Here is a 14,931-nt window from a genome sequence, read left to right on the forward strand (position 1 = left end):
CTCGGTGGCGCTGGACCTGGCCGCGCCGGCCGGGACCGAGACGGAGGCGTTCGGCTGGGTCGTGAGGGCGGCGACGCTCCACGCGGCCGCTTCCCGCACCTCCGGCGGCACGTCGGCGTAGACGACCGCCACCACCTCGGCGGCGGTGACCTGCGGGCCGCGGGCGCGGACCACCTCGCGGATCTGGTCGAGCCGCTGCTCGCGGTGCGCCAGGTAGCCGTTCGCCACCTCGACCACGTCGGGCAGGTCCGGGCCGTGGCCGGGCAGCGCGGGCAGTCCGGCGGGCAGCGCCGCCAACGCCCGCAGCGAGGCCAAGTAGGAGCCCAGGTGCCCGTCCGGGTGCGCGACGACGGTGGTGCCGCGCCCCAGGATGGTGTCCCCGGTCAGCACCGCCTCCTGCCCGTCGCGCTCCGCGCGGAAGCACACCGAGTCGCGGGTGTGGCCGGGCGTGGCGAGCACGGTCAGCCGCACCCCGGAGGCCTCGACGACCTCGCCGTCGACCAGCGGGCCCGCGCCCGTGCACAGCTGCGGGTCCAGCGCCCGCACCGGCGCCCCGGCGCGCTCCGCGAGCTCCGCCGCGGACTCGGTGTGGTCGAAGTGGTGGTGCGTGAGCAGGACCAGCGACACCGGACCCTGCGCCAGGATCCGCTCCAGGTGCTCGTCCCCGGGGCCCGGGTCGACCACCACCCGGTCCGGTCCCGAGCCGAGCAGCCAGGTGTTGGTGCCGTCCAAGGTCATCGGTCCCGGGTTCGCGGCCAGCAGCACCGACGCGAACGGCGTCACCTGCCGCAGCAGGCCGTAGGAGGGGTGGGTCACCGGCCTTCCTCCTCGCCGCGGTAGCCGGGATCGCCGGGCAGCACCACGCGCCACGCGCCGTCCCGGTGTTCCAGCTGCGGGAGCACCTTGCCGAGCGGGCGCTGCACGTCCAGGGCCGCGGCGACGCTGCCGCAGGCCCCGACCTCGGACAACGTCACCCAGGTCGGCGGGAGCAGGCCGCAGCGCTGCTGCCGCCAGTCCTCCAGGGCGTCCTCCGGCGTGCTCCAGTACGCGCGGGAGGCCTCCGAGGTGACGCCGTCAGCGCGCTGCCCCTCCGGCATCGCGGCGAGGAAGAAGCGGGTGTCGTACCGGCGCGGCTCCTCCTCCGGGGTCACCCAGTTCGCCCACGGCCGCAGCAGGTCGGCGCGCAGCACCAGGCCCGCGTCGGCGAGGAACCCGGCCAGCGACAGCTCGCGGGACTCCAGCTTCGGCCGCGCGTCCGCGTACGGGCGGGTGTCGTCGACGACCGAGTCCGCGTCGGGACCGGCCAGCAGCACCCCGGATTCCTCGAAGGTCTCGCGGACCGCGGCGCACACCAGCGCCCGCGCGGTGTCCTCGGAGCACTCGAAGCGCTCGGCCCACCACCGCGGCGGCGGTCCGCTCCAGGTCACCGAGGCGTCGGCATCCCTGCGGTCCACGCCGCCGCCGGGGAACACGGTCATGCCACCGGCGAACGGCATGCCCTCGACGCGGCGCTGCAGGAACACCTCCGGCCCGCGGTCGCCGTCGCGCAGCAGCACGACGGTGGCGGCGTCCTTCGGCGTCGCGGGCGGATCGGGCCGTTCGGGCAGGACGAATCCGTCGGGCAGCGTCAGGTCCTCCGGCAAACGCACCATGCCGGTCACCTTAAGCGGAGAAGCGCGCCCGATCACCCCTGTGATCAAGATCAACAAAGGCGGTTTCCCCTGCCACCGGGCCACTTCTCCGGCCCCGAGGTCTGCGCGATGATCCGGACACGGGGACGATGACCGCATGAGCGGAGCACTTCGGGTCGGCATCGTCGGAGCGGGACCGTGGGCGAGGCGCGTGCACGCCCCCGGTGTGCACGCGCACCCCGGGATGCGGCTGGCCGCGGTGTGGTCGCGGCGCCCGGACACCGCGAAAGCGCTCGCCTACCACTACGACGCGGACGTCGCCGACGACTACGAGGCGCTGCTGGACGCCGTGGACGCCGTCGCGTTCGCCGTTCCCCCCGCGGTGCAGGGGGAACTGGCCGTGCAGGCCGCCCGCGAGGGCAAGCACCTCGTGCTGGAGAAACCGCTCGCCGGGGACGTGCCGTCCGCGGAGGCCGTGGCGGCGGCGGTGCGGCAGAGCGGCGTCGCGGCGCTGCTGGTGCTGACCCGCCGGTTCGCCCCCGAGGTCCGCGACTGGCTCACCGGGCTCGGGCACCTCGGCGGCTGGACCGGCGGTTCCGCGCAGTGGATCGCGGGCGGGCTGCTGTCCGGGGACTACGCGGCCACGCCGTGGCGGCAGGAGACCACCGGGGCGCTGCTGGACGCGGGACCGCACGCGCTGGACCTGCTGGACGCCGCGCTCGGCCGGATCACCCGGGTGCACCACGCGCGCCGGGACGAGTCGGACATGTGGCAGCTGGTGCTGGAGCACGCCAGCGGCGCCAGCAGCACCCTCACCCTGTCGCTGCGGGTGCCGGTGCAACCCGCGCTCGTCGAGTTCACCCTCTACGGCAGCAACGGGAAGTCGCAGCTCACCGGCAGGCGCACCGCGGCGCACGAGTGCTACGCACAGCTGCTGGACGAGTTCCTGGCGATGATCCGGTCCGGCCGCACGGCGCACCCGTGCGACGTGCGGCGCGGGCTGCACCTGCAACGCGTGCTGGACGGCGTGCAGCGCGCGGCCGAGCTCTGAACCCGGCCCGGTGCACCCGCGTCGCGGACGCACCGGGCCGGTCAGCGCGGGTTGTCGATGGGCGGGAACCCACCGGTCGCCGAGCCCGGCATCGTGGAGTTCCACGAGTCCTGGCCCTGCGCACCGGACTTGTTGCCGACCGGCTGCGCCTGCTGCTCGCCGGAGGACGCGGGGCCCCCGCGGTCCTGCTCGCGCTGGGCGAGCTCCTCGTGCAGCTTGCGCAGCAGGTTCCGCTCCCGGTCGGTGAGCTTGGCGTCGACCGCGGCGGGGACGCGGGTGTTCTTCCCACCGCCCTGCTGCTGCGGCTGCTCCTGCTGCCGGGCCGGGTCCTGCTGGAGGTCCTCCGGGTTCACCGGGCGCTGGCGCAGCGTCTGCTCCGCGGCGACGGGCGCTTCCTCGCGGTTCGGGCGGGGCTGTTCCGCGACCGGTTCCGGGCGGGGCTGCTGCCGAGCAGGCGGCTTCTCCTCGCGGGCGGGTTCCGGGCGCACCTGCTCGCGGACCGGTTCGGGCCGCGGCGGTTCCGGGCGGACGGGTTCGGGACGTGCCTGGTCGTGGCGTGCCGAGTCGTGGGAGGCGGTCTCAGGAACCGGGGCCTCGGCGCGTCTTCCCGGCCCCGCGGCTGGCTCACCCGGGAGATCTGCTCCACCGCCGGCCTTGCTGCCCGCGGTGGCGCGCGGTGCCCGCGCGTGGTTCGCCGCACCGTTCGGGATCGCGACCTGGGCGGCCAGGTCGAGGTGCACCCGGCGGGCCGTGGCCAGCGCGTTGCGGTGGTACGGCGGCAGGTCCATGCCGCTGGTGAACACGTCCACCGAGCAGCCCACGCCGGCGCGCCGCAGCGCCTCCAGCAGCTGGTACCCGGCGGCGGTCACCGAGCCGTCCGCGCCGACCTCGGCGAGCAGCACCCGCCGCGGCACCGCGCCGTAGGTGACGCCCGCGGGCGTGGTGCGCCAGGTGCACCACAGGGCCCGCACGCCGTGCAGGCGACCCGCGATCGGGGCCAGCGCGTCGACCAGATCGTGGTCGGTGCGGTCCTGGTCGGGGTTCTCGCTGAACCGGTGCCCTTCGTCCTGCACCGCTTCCACCACGTGCAACCGGTCCGCGGGCGCGTGCGGCGAGCCTGCCTCGTCAAGCGAGCGGCGCAGGTGGTACTGCTCCGTCGAGGTCACCGGGATCCGGCCCGCCAGCAGGCAGCCGATCAGGAACTCGGCGGCCGCGTCGAGCTGCCCGATGCCGAGCATCTCGCGAACCGAATTGACGGCGTCGTCGTCCACCCGGCCGGTCAGGGCCAGCAGGAGGTTGTGCAGGCGTTCCACCGGCCCCGCACCCTCAGCGACGTCCACCACGAATGCCTCCTTCTACGGCGCCTGCACCGGCACCGTCAGCCACGATGTCCCACGAGTTCGTCGGCGCCCGAGCACACCAGCGCCGACTCGGCGAGCGCGGCGCGGTGGTAGGCGGTCGGTTCCACCTCGGGCGGCAGCACCTCGACGCACGGCTCGGAGTCCCCGAGCGCGCGCAGGATGCGTTGCAGTTCGCTGGTGAGCTCGACGGGGTCCGCGGAACCGGTCACCAGGATGATCCGCTTGGGCCGCGTTCCCGGCAGGTGCCGCCAGGAGCTGCGGGTTTCGCGCACGCCCTGCCTGCCGCGCAGCGTGGCGCCGAGGACCAGCACCGCCGGGTCGCCCTTGTCGTCCACGTGGGACTCGGCGCGGAAGTTGTAGCGGTCCGGATCCGCGCCGGGGAGCACGGCGTGCACCACGGACGGGTCGGCACCCAGCGGCAGCAGGGCTTCGGCGAGCCTGCGGTGGTCGGCGTCGGACAGCGCGACGCGTTCCCGCAGCAGCGTCGCGGGCAGTGAGCGCGCGAGGACGTCGGCCGCCCCGCCCGCCAGCCAGTCCCGGTAGCGCCAGAGGTGCCGGTCCGGCAGCCTCCCGGCAAGTCGAAGCAGCAGCTCGTGGCACAAGAGGTCCGTTTCGCGCACCGCCACGTCGCCCCCTCCCAGCTCGTTCGCTCGTCACCCGGTGCGAGCGACCCCCGCACCCCTCATGCCGAGAGCACTCGATCGGGGTGCACTCTCTCGCGCGGAGTAGCGGAGGAGCAAGCTCGATCGATCACTCGCCGGTGTTCATACCGCCGTTCGGGTGACGGCTTGCTGATCACCCGAAGTAGCGACGCCCGAAGCGTACTGGTTGGTAGACGGGGAGCGGGCCGTACCTGGCGAGAAACGGTCCCGCCGCCGGTCGCGACGCGGTCCGGCGCCCGGACCAAGATCACCCCGCACCGGCCCGGAACGCGGAAGAGGGGGCGCGGCACCGCGACCCCTCCACGACCGACGCCCGCCCGCGGACACCGCCGCGCGGCGGAACCGGCGCTCACGCCACTTCGACGATCATCTCCACCTCGACCGGAGCTCCCACCGGGAGCTCGGCGACGCCGACCGCGGACCGGGCGTGGCTGCCCGCCTCCCCGAAGATCTCGCCGATCAGCTCCGAAGCGCCGTTGATCACTGCGGGCTGGCCGGTGAAGCCCTCCGCGGACGCCACGAAACCGACGACCTTCACGACCCGCACGATCGAGTCCAGCCCGACCAGCGCGTCCACCGCGGCCAGCGCGTTCAGCGCGCAGGTGCGGGCGTGCGCCTTCGCCGACTCCGGGTCCACCTCGGCGCCGACCTTGCCCACCGCCGCCAGCTCGCCCCCGGCGAACGGGAGCTGCCCGGAGGTGAACACCTGCGACCCGCTGCGCACCGCGGGCACGTAGGCCGCGACCGGGGTCGCGACCGCGGGCAGCTCGATGCCCAGCTCGGCCAGCCGCTGCTTCCAGGCGCCCACGATCAGGACTCCTTCGGGCGCTTCAGGTAAGCGACGTGCTGCTCACCGGTCGGACCGGGCAGGACGGAAACGAGCTCCCAGCCGTCCTCACCCCACTGGTCCAGGATCTGCTTGGTCGCGTGGGTCAACAGCGGCACGGTCGCGTACTCCCATTTGGTCATGGTCACCAGCGTAGAGACGACCGGGTGCGAGGGCGCCGCTGCCCCGCGGGCGCGTTCACCCGGGTGAGCGCGTCCGCGTCATGCCCGGCCCGCCACCGCGTCCCACCTCCGGAACGCGCCCACCGGCGGGCGGAACTACTCAGGCCGGCGGGCCCCGGCCGCCGCGGCACCTGAGCACCACGCGTCCGCGCCTACGCAGAACTACCGATGTGCGACCTGGAGATGGCTGCTACGTGCGGGAGACAGCGACCCCGGACCCCACCTACGCTGATCGTGTGACCGGATGGAACGCCGAACTCAACGACGCTCGGCTGCACATCGTCAGCGGCAAGGGCGGCACCGGGAAGACCACGGTCGCCGCCGCGCTGGCGCTGGCGCTGGCGACCGGGGGCCGCCGCGTGCTGCTGGTCGAGGTCGAGGGCAGGCAGGGCATCGCGCAGCTCTTCGACACCGCGCCGCTGCCCTACGCCGAGGAGACGATCGCCGCCGCCCCCGGCGGAGGTGAGCTGCGGGCGCTGGCCATCGACGCCGAACCGGCGCTGCTCGAATACCTGTCGATGTTCTACAACCTCGGCTTCGCCGGGCGCACGCTGAAGCGGATGGGCGCCATCGAGTTCGCCACCACGCTCGCCCCCGGTCTCCGGGACGTGCTGTTCACCGGCAAGGTCAAGGAGTGCGTCGGGCGCACCGACGAGCACGGCCGCCACGTCTACGACGCGGTGGTGCTGGACGCGCCGCCGACCGGGCGGGTCGTGAAGTTCCTGGACGTCACCCGCGCCATGGCCGACCTGGCGAAGGTCGGGCCCATCCGCGGCCAGAGCGAGGGCGTGGTGCGGCTGCTGCACTCCGGCGACACCGCGGTGCACCTGGTGACCCTGCTGGAGGACCTGCCGGTGCGGGAGACCCTGGAGGCCGTCGCCGAGCTGGACGCGGCCGAGCTGCGCCCCGGCGCGGTGCTGCTGAACCGGGTGCGGCCCGGGCACCTGCCCGCGCGCTCGGTGGCCGCCGCCGCGGCAGGCCGGGTCGACGCCGACCGGTTGCGCACCGGACTCGAAGCGGCCGGGGTGACCGCGGACGCCGAGCTGCTGGACGCGCTCACCGAGGAGACCGTGGAGCACGCGGTGCGCTCCCGGGCCGAGCAGGAGGCCGAGGAGCGGCTCGCGGCCGCCGACCTGCCGAGCGTGCGGCTGCCCGAGCTGACCGCCGGGATCGACGTGGCCGAGCTCTACGAGCTCGCCGAGATCCTCACCGAGCACGGCGTCGGGAGGTCGCGATGACGAGGCCCGCAGCGCTCGACGTCGACGGGCTGCTCGACGATCCGGCGAACCGCGTCGTGGTCTGCTGCGGCTCCGGCGGCGTCGGCAAGACCACCACGGCCGCCGCGCTGGCGGTGCGCGCCGCTGAGCGGGGCCGCAAGACCGTGGTGCTCACCATCGACCCGGCGCGGCGGCTCGCGCAGGCGCTGGGCATGCGGGAGCTGGACAACCAGCCGCGGCAGGTGGTGCTCGACGACTTCGAGCCCACCGGCGACCTGAACGCGATGATGCTGGACATGCGGCGCACCTTCGACGACATGGTGCTCGCGCACGCGGGCGAGGAGCGGTCCAGGCAGATCCTGGAGAACCCCTTCTACCAGACGATCTCCACGTCGTTCTCCGGCACGCAGGAGTACATGGCGATGGAGAAGCTCGGCCAGCTGGCCGCCTCCGGCGAGTGGGACCTGATCGTCGTGGACACGCCGCCGAGCCGGTCCGCGCTGGACTTCCTGGACGCGCCGCAGCGGCTGTCCACGGTGCTCGACGGCCGGTTGATCAAGCTGCTGTCCTCGCCGGCGAAGGCGAGCGGCAAGGGCCTGCGGAAGATCGTCGGCGCCGGGTTCGGGATGTTCTCGAAGGCCGTGTCCACGGTGATCGGCGGCCAGCTGCTGGCCGACGCCTCCGCGTTCGTGCAGGCCTTCGACTCGACGTTCGGCGGGTTCCGGGAGCGCGCCGACCACACCTACCGGCTGCTGCGCTCCCCCGGCACGTCCTTCGTGGTGATCGCCGCGCCGGAGCCGGACGCGCTGCGCGAGGCGTCGTTCTTCGTGGAGCGGCTCACCGCCGAGGGCATGCCGCTGGCCGGGCTGGTCGCCAACCGCACCCATCCGGTGTTCGCGGAGCTGACGGGCAGCCGCGCGCTGTCGGCCGCCGAGCAGCTGGACGCCGCCGGAACATCCCCGCTGACCGCGGCGGTGCTGCGGGTGCACGCCGACCGGGTCGCGGTGGCCGACCGGGAGCGGCGGATGCTCGCCCGGTTCACCCGCGCGCACCCGGAGGTGGCGCTGGTGGGCGTGCCCGCGCTTCCCGCGGACGTGCACGATCTGGACGGCTTGCGGGAGATCGGCCGGCGACTCGCGGCGGAATAATCCAAATATTCCTGGCAGCAAGAATGCGCAATCCGGTGCTCACAATCCGTCGGATCGCCATTGCGCTGAACGAGTGAACGGGTTTCCGGGCGGCCCGAAAAAACGAGCCGCCCGGACCGTGATCACGACGGGCTAATCAGCCCACCTGGTACTCGTCGATGTCGGCGTAGTCGTCCCGAGCGGCTTCCAGAAGCTCCCGCCAGTTGCGGACTTCCGGACGGCGGCGCAACAGCGCGCGCCGCTCCCGCTCGGTCATTCCACCCCACACGCCGAACTCGATCTTGTTGTCGAGCGCCTCTCCGAGGCACTCCGTCCGCACCGGGCAGCCGAAGCAGATCATTCGCGCTTTGCGCTGCTCAGCTCCCCTGACGAACAACTGGTCCGGATTCTCATCCCGGCATGCTGCCTGAACCCGCCAGTCCCCCTGCTCGAACATAAGGCTCCCCCAGCTCCTCACTGGATCGTCGGCGACCGAATTTCGTCCGGAGCCCCCCCGGCACCGGATGCCGCGGCGCATGGTGCGCCGTAACGATGCTGTCGCTGGACGTGGACGAACTTTAGAGCCCCTCGGTTCCACAACCAAACAAGGGTTGTCGCTCCGTTATCTTTGACCCTCATCACATCGGGCGGAACCGCCTGACACCGGCGTGTTGATGTCGGTAAAACCACTTAGTCTTGCCGTCGTGCGTGTCCGGGACAGCTTGCTGAAGCTCTTCGGCCTGTGTGTGCTCGCCGGAGTTCTCGTCGCCGGGATGCTCTTCCCGGCCGCCGGGGCTCTCGGAGTGGTGTCCAACCGCGCGGGTGACGCGGTGAACAACCTCTCCTCCGAGCTGATGACGCAGGACCCTCCGCTCGTGACCACGGTCACCGACCGGGCCGGGGTGCCGATCGCCTACCTCTTCGACCAGAACCGGACGCCCGCGGCGCCCGACCAGATCTCCGACCAGATGAAGGCGGCGATCACCTCGATCGAAGACCGCCGGTTCTTCGAGCACGAGGGCGTCGACTGGGCGGGCACGGTGCGCGCGGCCGTCACCAACCAGATGTCCGGCGAGATCGCCCAGGGCGGGTCCACGCTCACCCAGCAGTACGTGAAGAACTACCAGGTGCACGTGGTCGCCGCCGACGACCCGGTCAAGCAGGCCAAGGCCGTCGAGCAGACCCCGGCGCGCAAGCTGCGGGAGATCCGGATCGCGCTGCAGCTGGAGAAGCGGCTGGGCAAGCAGGAGATCCTCGCCCGCTACCTGAACGTGGTGCCGTTCGGGAACCAGACCTACGGGGTCGCCGCCGCCGCCCGCACCTACTTCAACACCACCCCGGACGAGCTGGACGTGCCGCAGTCCGCGCTGCTGGCGGGCATCGTGAACAGCCCCAGCGCGCTGAACCCGGCGACGAACCCGGACGAGGCCACGCTGCGGCGCAACATCGTCATCGACTCCATGCAGGCGCAGCACCGGATCGACCGGCGCACCGCCGACGCCGCCCGCGCCGCGCCGCTCGGGCTCGTCTCGCCGCTGAACACGCTGCCGAACAACTGCGTGGGCGCCGGGCCCGCCGACGGCTTCTTCTGCAAGTACGTCGTCGACTACCTGCAGAACGCCGGGTTCGCCGAGCAGGACCTGCGCACCGGCGGCTACACGATCCGCACCACCCTCGACCAGAAGGCCACCGACGCCGCGAAGCAGGCCGCCGAGAAGCACGTGCCGCGCGACACCAAGGGCATCGCGAACGTGATGGCCGTCGTCGAACCCGGCAAGGACAAGCACGAGGTGCGGGCGCTGGTCGCCAACCGCGACTTCGGCAACGACGCCGAACGCGGCCAGACCTCGTACCCGCTGCCCAGCGGCGTCGCGAAGTTCGGCGCCGGATCGGTCTACAAGGTGTTCACCGCCGCGGCCGCGCTGGAGAAGGGGATGGGGATCCAGAACACCATCCAGGCGCCCGGCCACTACACCTCCACCGTGTACCGCAACGGGTCGGCGCCCTACACCGTCGGCAACGCCGAAGGCGTCAACCCGGGGCCGCGGACCTTGCAGAAGGCGCTCGCGACCTCGCCGAACACCGCCTTCGTCGCACTGCAGGAACGGGTGGGGCTGGACCAGACGGTGGACATGGCGACCCGCCTCGGGATGCGGCAGACGCTGCTGCACTCGAACTTCCAGGGCGACCCGCTCGCCCCGAACGGCGCCAACGGGCCGTCGATGGCCGACGTGGTCAAGGAGAAAAAGATCGGGGCGTTCACGCTCGGCTTCGGGCCCACCAGCCCGCTGGAGCTGGCGAACGTCTCGGCGACCCTGATGAGCGGCGGCACCTGGTGCCCGCCGACGCCGGTCGACCAGATCATCGACCGCAACGGGAACCCGATCTCGATCACCGAGGATCCGTGCGAGCAAGCCGTGGACGAGGGCCTCGCGAACGCGATGGCCGTCGGCATGAGCCAGGACGACCAGGCTGGCGGCACCGCGTACGGCGCCGCGAACAGCGCGGGCTGGTCGCGGCCGATCGCGGGCAAGACGGGGACCACCGAAGCCCACCAGTCCGCCGGGTTCATCGGCGCCACCCCGCAGTTCGCCGGCTCGGTGCTCACCTTCTCCGACGGCACCAACCCGCAGGGCATCTGCGACAGCACGCCGCCGACGCTGTGCGGGGCCAACGGCGGCAACATCTACGGCGGCAAGGTCCCGGCGCGGACCTGGTTCGAAGCCATGACGAAGATCCACGAGGGCCTGCCCACGATGGAGCTCCCCGAGGTGACCGACCGCTACGAGAACGGCGGCGACGAGTTCCAGGTGCCCAACGTCGTCGGCATCAGCGCCGAGCGGGCCAAGCGCACCCTGGAGAAGGCCGGTTACAAGGTCGAGCAGCGCTCGGTCAACAGCGAACGCCGCAAGGGCTCGGTCACCAGCCAGACGCCGCGCGGCTTCGCGCTGCCCGGCGAGACGGTGACCCTGTCGGTGAGCACCGGGTACGTGCCGCCGCCGTCCACCGCGCCGAAACCCCCGCCCCCGCCGCCCCCCGCGCCGGGCGAACCGGGACGGCCGCCGGGCGAGCAGCAGCCGGATCCGCCGTTCGTGCCGATCCCGCCGGGCATCTTCCCGCCCTGACCGGCTCCCTACACTCGGCTGCTGTGACGAACACGCAGGCGAGCACGCGGCGGGTGCGGTCCCGGTACCGGCTGCTGCGGGTGGACGAGGTCGAGCGGATCACGCCGCGGATGGTGCGGGTCGTGCTCGGCGGCGACGAGCTCGCCGACTTCGACAGCACCGGCAGCGACCAGCGGATCAAGCTCTGCCTGCCGCGGCCCGGGCAGCCGATGCCGCTGGGCCGCGACCGCGCCGAGGTCTTCGCGCTGCCGCGGCAGCAGCAGCCGAAGCAGCGCACGTACACGGTGCGCTGGTTCGACGCGGCGCGGCGGCGGCTCGCGATCGACCTGGTGGTGCACGACCACGACGGCCCCGGCTCGACCTGGGCCCGCGACGTGGAAAGCGGGTCGCAGGTCGTGGCCGTCGGCCCGCGCCCCTCCTACCGGCCGGACCCGGCCGCGGACCGGCTCGTGCTGGCCGGCGACGAGACGGCGCTGCCCGCGATGCTGGCGATGGTCGAGGAACTGGACGAGCGGGCCCGGGTCCGGGTGTTCGCCGAGGTCGCCGACGCGGCCGAGCACCAGGAGGTGCGCACCGCGGCGGACGTGGAGTGGACCTGGCTGCACCGGGACGGGGCCCCCGCCGGGCGGGGCTCGGTGCTCGCGGACGCGGTGCGGGCGGCGGATCTCGGGCCGCGGCCGGACGTCTGGGTGGGCGCCGAAGCCGAGGCCGTGCACGTCATCCGGGAGCACTGCCAGCAGGAGCTCGGCCTGGACCGGCGCCGGGTGTACGCCCTCGCCTACTGGCGCTACGCCACCGCCGCCTGATCGCCTGCCGTCCGACTCCTGCCGCGGTGGGGCGGGTGGTCGGCCTGGCTACGCGCTCGCTGCTCAGCGGCTTCGCCGCCGACGGGGAACGACAGGGGACCGCTGCTGTTCAGGGGGTCTGGGGTGGTGATCGGGCGGTGCCCTCCCGAGCGTCGCGGGTCCGCCACCGGTCGTAGGCTGGGCGACGTGAACAAGCTCGGTCGGATCATGCTCGCCGGCGGCGCACTGGGTGCCGCGACCTTCGGCTACGCCGCAGGTGTCGAACGAACGCACTGGACGCTGCGCCGCGCCACCGTGCCGGTGCTCGCGGAAGGCGCGCCGGAACTGCGCATCCTGCACATCTCCGACCTGCACATGATGCCGAACCAGCGGTCCAAGCAGCGCTGGGTCGCCGCCCTCGACGAGCTCGCCCCCGACCTCGTGGTCAACACCGGCGACAACCTCGCCCACCCGCAGGCGGTGCCCGCGGCGCTGCGCGCGATGGGGTCGCTGCTGGACCGGCCCGGGGTGTTCGTGTTCGGCAGCAACGACTACTACGGGCCGAAGCCGAAGAACCCGGCGCGCTACCTGCTGCCCTCGGCGAAGACAAAGCGCATCCACGGCGATCCGCTGCCGTGGCGGGACCTGCGCGCGGCGATGACCGAACGCGGCTGGACGGACGTCACGCACCGCTGGCACGACGTGGAGATCTCCGGGATCCGGATCCACGTGGCCGGACTGGACGACCCGCACCTGAAGCGGGACAAGTACTCGAAGATCGCGGGCGACCCGCCGCAGGAGGCGCAGCTGCGGCTGGGCCTGACGCACTCGCCGGAACCGCGGGTGCTGGACGCCTTCGCCGACGACGGGTACGACCTGGTGCTGGCCGGGCACACCCACGGCGGGCAGCTGCGCGTTCCCGGCTACGGCCCGATCGTGACGAACTGCGAGCTGGACCGGGCGCGGGCGCGCGGCGCGTCCACGTGGGGCGACATGCACCTGCACGTGTCGGCGGGGCTGGGCACCTCCCCGTACGCGCCGGTGCGGTTCGCCTGCCCGCCGGAGGCGACGCTGTTGACGCTGGTCCCGCGCTCGCAGGGCGCCGCGCCGAAGGCCACCGGACTGTTCGGGAACCCCCCTTCCGGGGCCCGCGCGAACATCCGCTAGACTTTGCTCAGCGGCGGACGAGCACCCGAGATGTTCGCCGTTGAGTGATCGGGGTGTGGCGCAGCTTGGGAGCGCGCTTCGTTCGGGTCGAAGAGGTCGTGGGTTCAAATCCCGCCACCCCGACAGGTAGAGGGCCTGGTCAGGACTCCAGCAGGAGTTCCGGCCAGGCCCTTTTCTCGTCTCCGGATCACCTCTTGGGAGAAGACCGGGAGACGATCTTGGTATCAGCTCTCCCGGCCGCTCCCCGCGCGCTCCTTCAGAACCTCGTCCAGAACGGTCACCGGCGACCGCGGAGACATGGCGAGCCGCGCGTCCAACGCTGTTTCCCATCCTGGCCTGGAGTACCGGTACGTGGCCGCGGTGCGCAGGGCGGGCTGCTGCCTGCTGGCTGCCGGTCGCGCCGGGCCGGACACCGCATGGTCTGCGCCCTTCCCACCGGACCCTCGTGGAGGAGTGGGGAACGCCCGCGGTGCCGGCCGATGAGCGAATCGGGCACACGGACACGTCGGTCCGGCGGCGCTACACGCAAGGTGACCACGGAGATGCGGTGCCCGTCGACACCCCGGCGGCGGGCCACGTCAGCCAGCCTGAGCCTCGGAAGACGTACGTCCGGCCGTGGCACGAACAGGGCTCCGGCTTCGCCTGGGAGACATGGTCCGCTACCTGATAGAGCAGAAGGCCGGCACCAAGGGTGGGTACGTCCACAACCGGAACCTCGGCAACGTGACCGGCACCGTGATCCAGGAAGGCGAGATCCACGGCAACATCTCGCTCTAGCCCGTTGCAGTGCGCAAATTCCGTGGCGCGCGGAGAACGGCGCGTGGGTGGGCAGGGCCGATCATGACGAGCTGGACCAGCCCTTAACCGGCTGTCCATGCAGTTTGCAGGCACCCGCACGCGATCAAGAGACGACGCCCATCACCGCCAGAATCGCGAACAGCACCAGCAGAACGACAATGGTGACGACGGCGGTGATGAGGCTCTTGATACCCACTACGGACACTCTCTTTCCATGGCTTGCGGACAGGGCGCAGCGAGATTAGAACATCCGGCCCGCCACCTCCCACCTCGATGCTGTTACAGAGCCGAACGAAGCCTGGAAGGGCAGCGGCGTGACACGCCGCCCACCGGCTGCTCGGCCTGGCCCGCGCTCAGCGCAGGCGGGCGCCGAGTTGACGCTCGCCGACTCCCCCAGGCCGCACCCGCGGTACCCGGCGGACGACGACCCGCGGCAGCACCGCACATTCCACGGCACTTCCGGCATATCGCCCGGAAAAGGACTCGACCGCTGAACTGGACGACGCTTTCAGCCGCTCCCGTTTCCGTTCACGGGAACGCCGATGGTTTTCCCTCTACTGCGGAATCGACTCGGTCATCACCCGTTCCGGTGTTCTCGCACCCGTAGCATCAGGATGTGACGAATCCAACGGTCACTCGCAACTGAAGTCGATCCACGAGGTAGTTTTCATGCGTTTTCGCAAGAGCATCTCCGCACTCGTCCTCTGCGCCGCCGGTGCCGGTACCGCCGCGCTCGGCGCAGGTACGGCGCTCGCGGACGTCGACAAGGAATTCGGCCCGTACGACAGCATGGAGAAGTGCGGTAAAGCCGGAGAGGACCACCGCGGCGACGAAGGAATCGTCGGTTACCAGTGCGAGGAGAGGTCGGACGGCTTCTACTTGGTCGCCACTTACCGGTGACGACATTTCAAGCGTGACACCGGTGCTCGCCCACCTCGCGACGCCCATCCGCGCATTCGCGGAGCGGAACGGTCACGGGTAACGGGACCCGCGCATCCC

General features: G+C 72.2%; 15 protein-coding genes and 1 tRNA gene. 9 read left to right on the forward strand and 7 right to left on the reverse strand.

What is annotated here, in order from left to right:
* Both LCD33_RS16875 and LCD33_RS16880 read right to left on the reverse strand, forming a co-directional pair.
* A partial coding sequence (locus LCD33_RS16875; RefSeq protein ID WP_224978020.1) for an MBL fold metallo-hydrolase occupies nucleotides 1-816 on the reverse strand: 816 nt, incomplete at its 3' end.
* Nucleotides 813-1,652 (reverse strand): NUDIX domain-containing protein, encoded by an 840-nt coding sequence (locus LCD33_RS16880; protein ID WP_224957251.1) that lies wholly within the window; start codon nucleotides 1,650-1,652, stop codon nucleotides 813-815. The genes LCD33_RS16875 and LCD33_RS16880, both read right to left, overlap by 4 nt.
* A gap of 136 nt (nucleotides 1,653-1,788) precedes the next feature.
* On the opposite strand from LCD33_RS16880, the gene LCD33_RS16885 reads away from it, so the two are divergent.
* Nucleotides 1,789-2,682 (forward strand): Gfo/Idh/MocA family protein, encoded by an 894-nt coding sequence (locus LCD33_RS16885; protein ID WP_224957249.1) that lies wholly within the window; start codon nucleotides 1,789-1,791, stop codon nucleotides 2,680-2,682.
* A 41-nt stretch (nucleotides 2,683-2,723) separates the two neighbouring features.
* On the opposite strand, the gene LCD33_RS16890 is transcribed toward LCD33_RS16885, so the two are convergent.
* The 4 genes from LCD33_RS16890 to LCD33_RS16905 form a co-directional block, all read right to left on the reverse strand.
* Entirely contained in the window at nucleotides 2,724-4,025 is a 1,302-nt protein-coding gene (locus tag LCD33_RS16890; RefSeq protein WP_224966651.1) for a hypothetical protein, read from the reverse strand.
* Nucleotides 4,026-4,060: 35 nt separating this feature from the next.
* Nucleotides 4,061-4,669, reverse strand: a complete 609-nt coding sequence (locus LCD33_RS16895; RefSeq protein WP_224957247.1) for a hypothetical protein — start codon at nucleotides 4,667-4,669, stop codon at nucleotides 4,061-4,063.
* Between the two features lie 385 nt (nucleotides 4,670-5,054).
* Nucleotides 5,055-5,513: a RidA family protein gene (locus LCD33_RS16900; RefSeq protein WP_224957246.1), complete on the reverse strand. Its 459-nt coding sequence runs from the start codon at nucleotides 5,511-5,513 to the stop codon at nucleotides 5,055-5,057.
* A 2-nt stretch (nucleotides 5,514-5,515) separates the two neighbouring features.
* Nucleotides 5,516-5,680 (reverse strand): DUF4177 domain-containing protein, encoded by a 165-nt coding sequence (locus tag LCD33_RS16905; RefSeq protein WP_224957245.1) that lies wholly within the window; start codon nucleotides 5,678-5,680, stop codon nucleotides 5,516-5,518.
* A gap of 269 nt (nucleotides 5,681-5,949) precedes the next feature.
* Here LCD33_RS16905 and LCD33_RS16910 point away from each other — a divergent pair, with 269 nt between their 5' ends.
* Both LCD33_RS16910 and LCD33_RS16915 read left to right on the forward strand, forming a co-directional pair.
* Nucleotides 5,950-6,951: an ArsA-related P-loop ATPase gene (locus LCD33_RS16910; protein WP_224957244.1), complete on the forward strand. Its 1,002-nt coding sequence runs from the start codon at nucleotides 5,950-5,952 to the stop codon at nucleotides 6,949-6,951.
* On the forward strand, nucleotides 6,948-8,078 hold the full coding sequence (locus LCD33_RS16915; RefSeq protein ID WP_224957243.1) for an ArsA family ATPase: 1,131 nt from the start codon (nucleotides 6,948-6,950) through the stop codon (nucleotides 8,076-8,078). Before LCD33_RS16910 ends, LCD33_RS16915 begins: the two co-directional genes overlap by 4 nt.
* A 136-nt stretch (nucleotides 8,079-8,214) precedes the next feature.
* Here LCD33_RS16915 and LCD33_RS16920 read toward each other — a convergent pair whose 3' ends face one another.
* Nucleotides 8,215-8,514 carry a WhiB family transcriptional regulator gene (locus LCD33_RS16920; protein WP_184483638.1) on the reverse strand — a complete coding sequence of 100 codons (300 nt, stop codon included), beginning with the start codon at nucleotides 8,512-8,514 and terminating at the stop codon, nucleotides 8,215-8,217.
* Nucleotides 8,515-8,761: 247 nt separating this feature from the next.
* Between LCD33_RS16920 and LCD33_RS16925 the strand changes: the two genes are divergently transcribed.
* From LCD33_RS16925 to LCD33_RS16945, 6 genes are all read left to right on the forward strand, one after another.
* On the forward strand, nucleotides 8,762-11,182 hold the full coding sequence (locus LCD33_RS16925) for a transglycosylase domain-containing protein (protein ID WP_224966650.1): 2,421 nt from the start codon (nucleotides 8,762-8,764) through the stop codon (nucleotides 11,180-11,182).
* 23 nt (nucleotides 11,183-11,205) lie between these two features.
* Nucleotides 11,206-11,988 carry a siderophore-interacting protein gene (locus tag LCD33_RS16930; RefSeq protein ID WP_224966649.1) on the forward strand — a complete coding sequence of 261 codons (783 nt, stop codon included), beginning with the start codon at nucleotides 11,206-11,208 and terminating at the stop codon, nucleotides 11,986-11,988.
* Between the two features lie 207 nt (nucleotides 11,989-12,195).
* Nucleotides 12,196-13,134, forward strand: a complete 939-nt coding sequence (locus LCD33_RS16935) for a metallophosphoesterase (RefSeq protein WP_224957295.1) — start codon at nucleotides 12,196-12,198, stop codon at nucleotides 13,132-13,134.
* A gap of 49 nt (nucleotides 13,135-13,183) precedes the next feature.
* A tRNA-Pro gene (locus tag LCD33_RS16940) sits at nucleotides 13,184-13,257 on the forward strand.
* A 528-nt stretch (nucleotides 13,258-13,785) separates the two neighbouring features.
* A complete protein-coding gene (locus LCD33_RS28960; protein ID WP_255614516.1) occupies nucleotides 13,786-13,911 on the forward strand; it encodes a hypothetical protein in 126 nt (41 codons plus the stop codon).
* A gap of 690 nt (nucleotides 13,912-14,601) precedes the next feature.
* A complete protein-coding gene (locus tag LCD33_RS16945; RefSeq protein ID WP_224957239.1) occupies nucleotides 14,602-14,832 on the forward strand; it encodes a hypothetical protein in 231 nt (76 codons plus the stop codon).
* Nucleotides 14,833-14,931: the final 99 nt, after the last annotated feature.

It is taken from the genome of Saccharopolyspora sp. 7B, assembly GCF_020177435.1.
In the GTDB taxonomy this organism is placed as follows: domain Bacteria; phylum Actinomycetota; class Actinomycetes; order Mycobacteriales; family Pseudonocardiaceae; genus Saccharopolyspora_C; species Saccharopolyspora_C gregorii.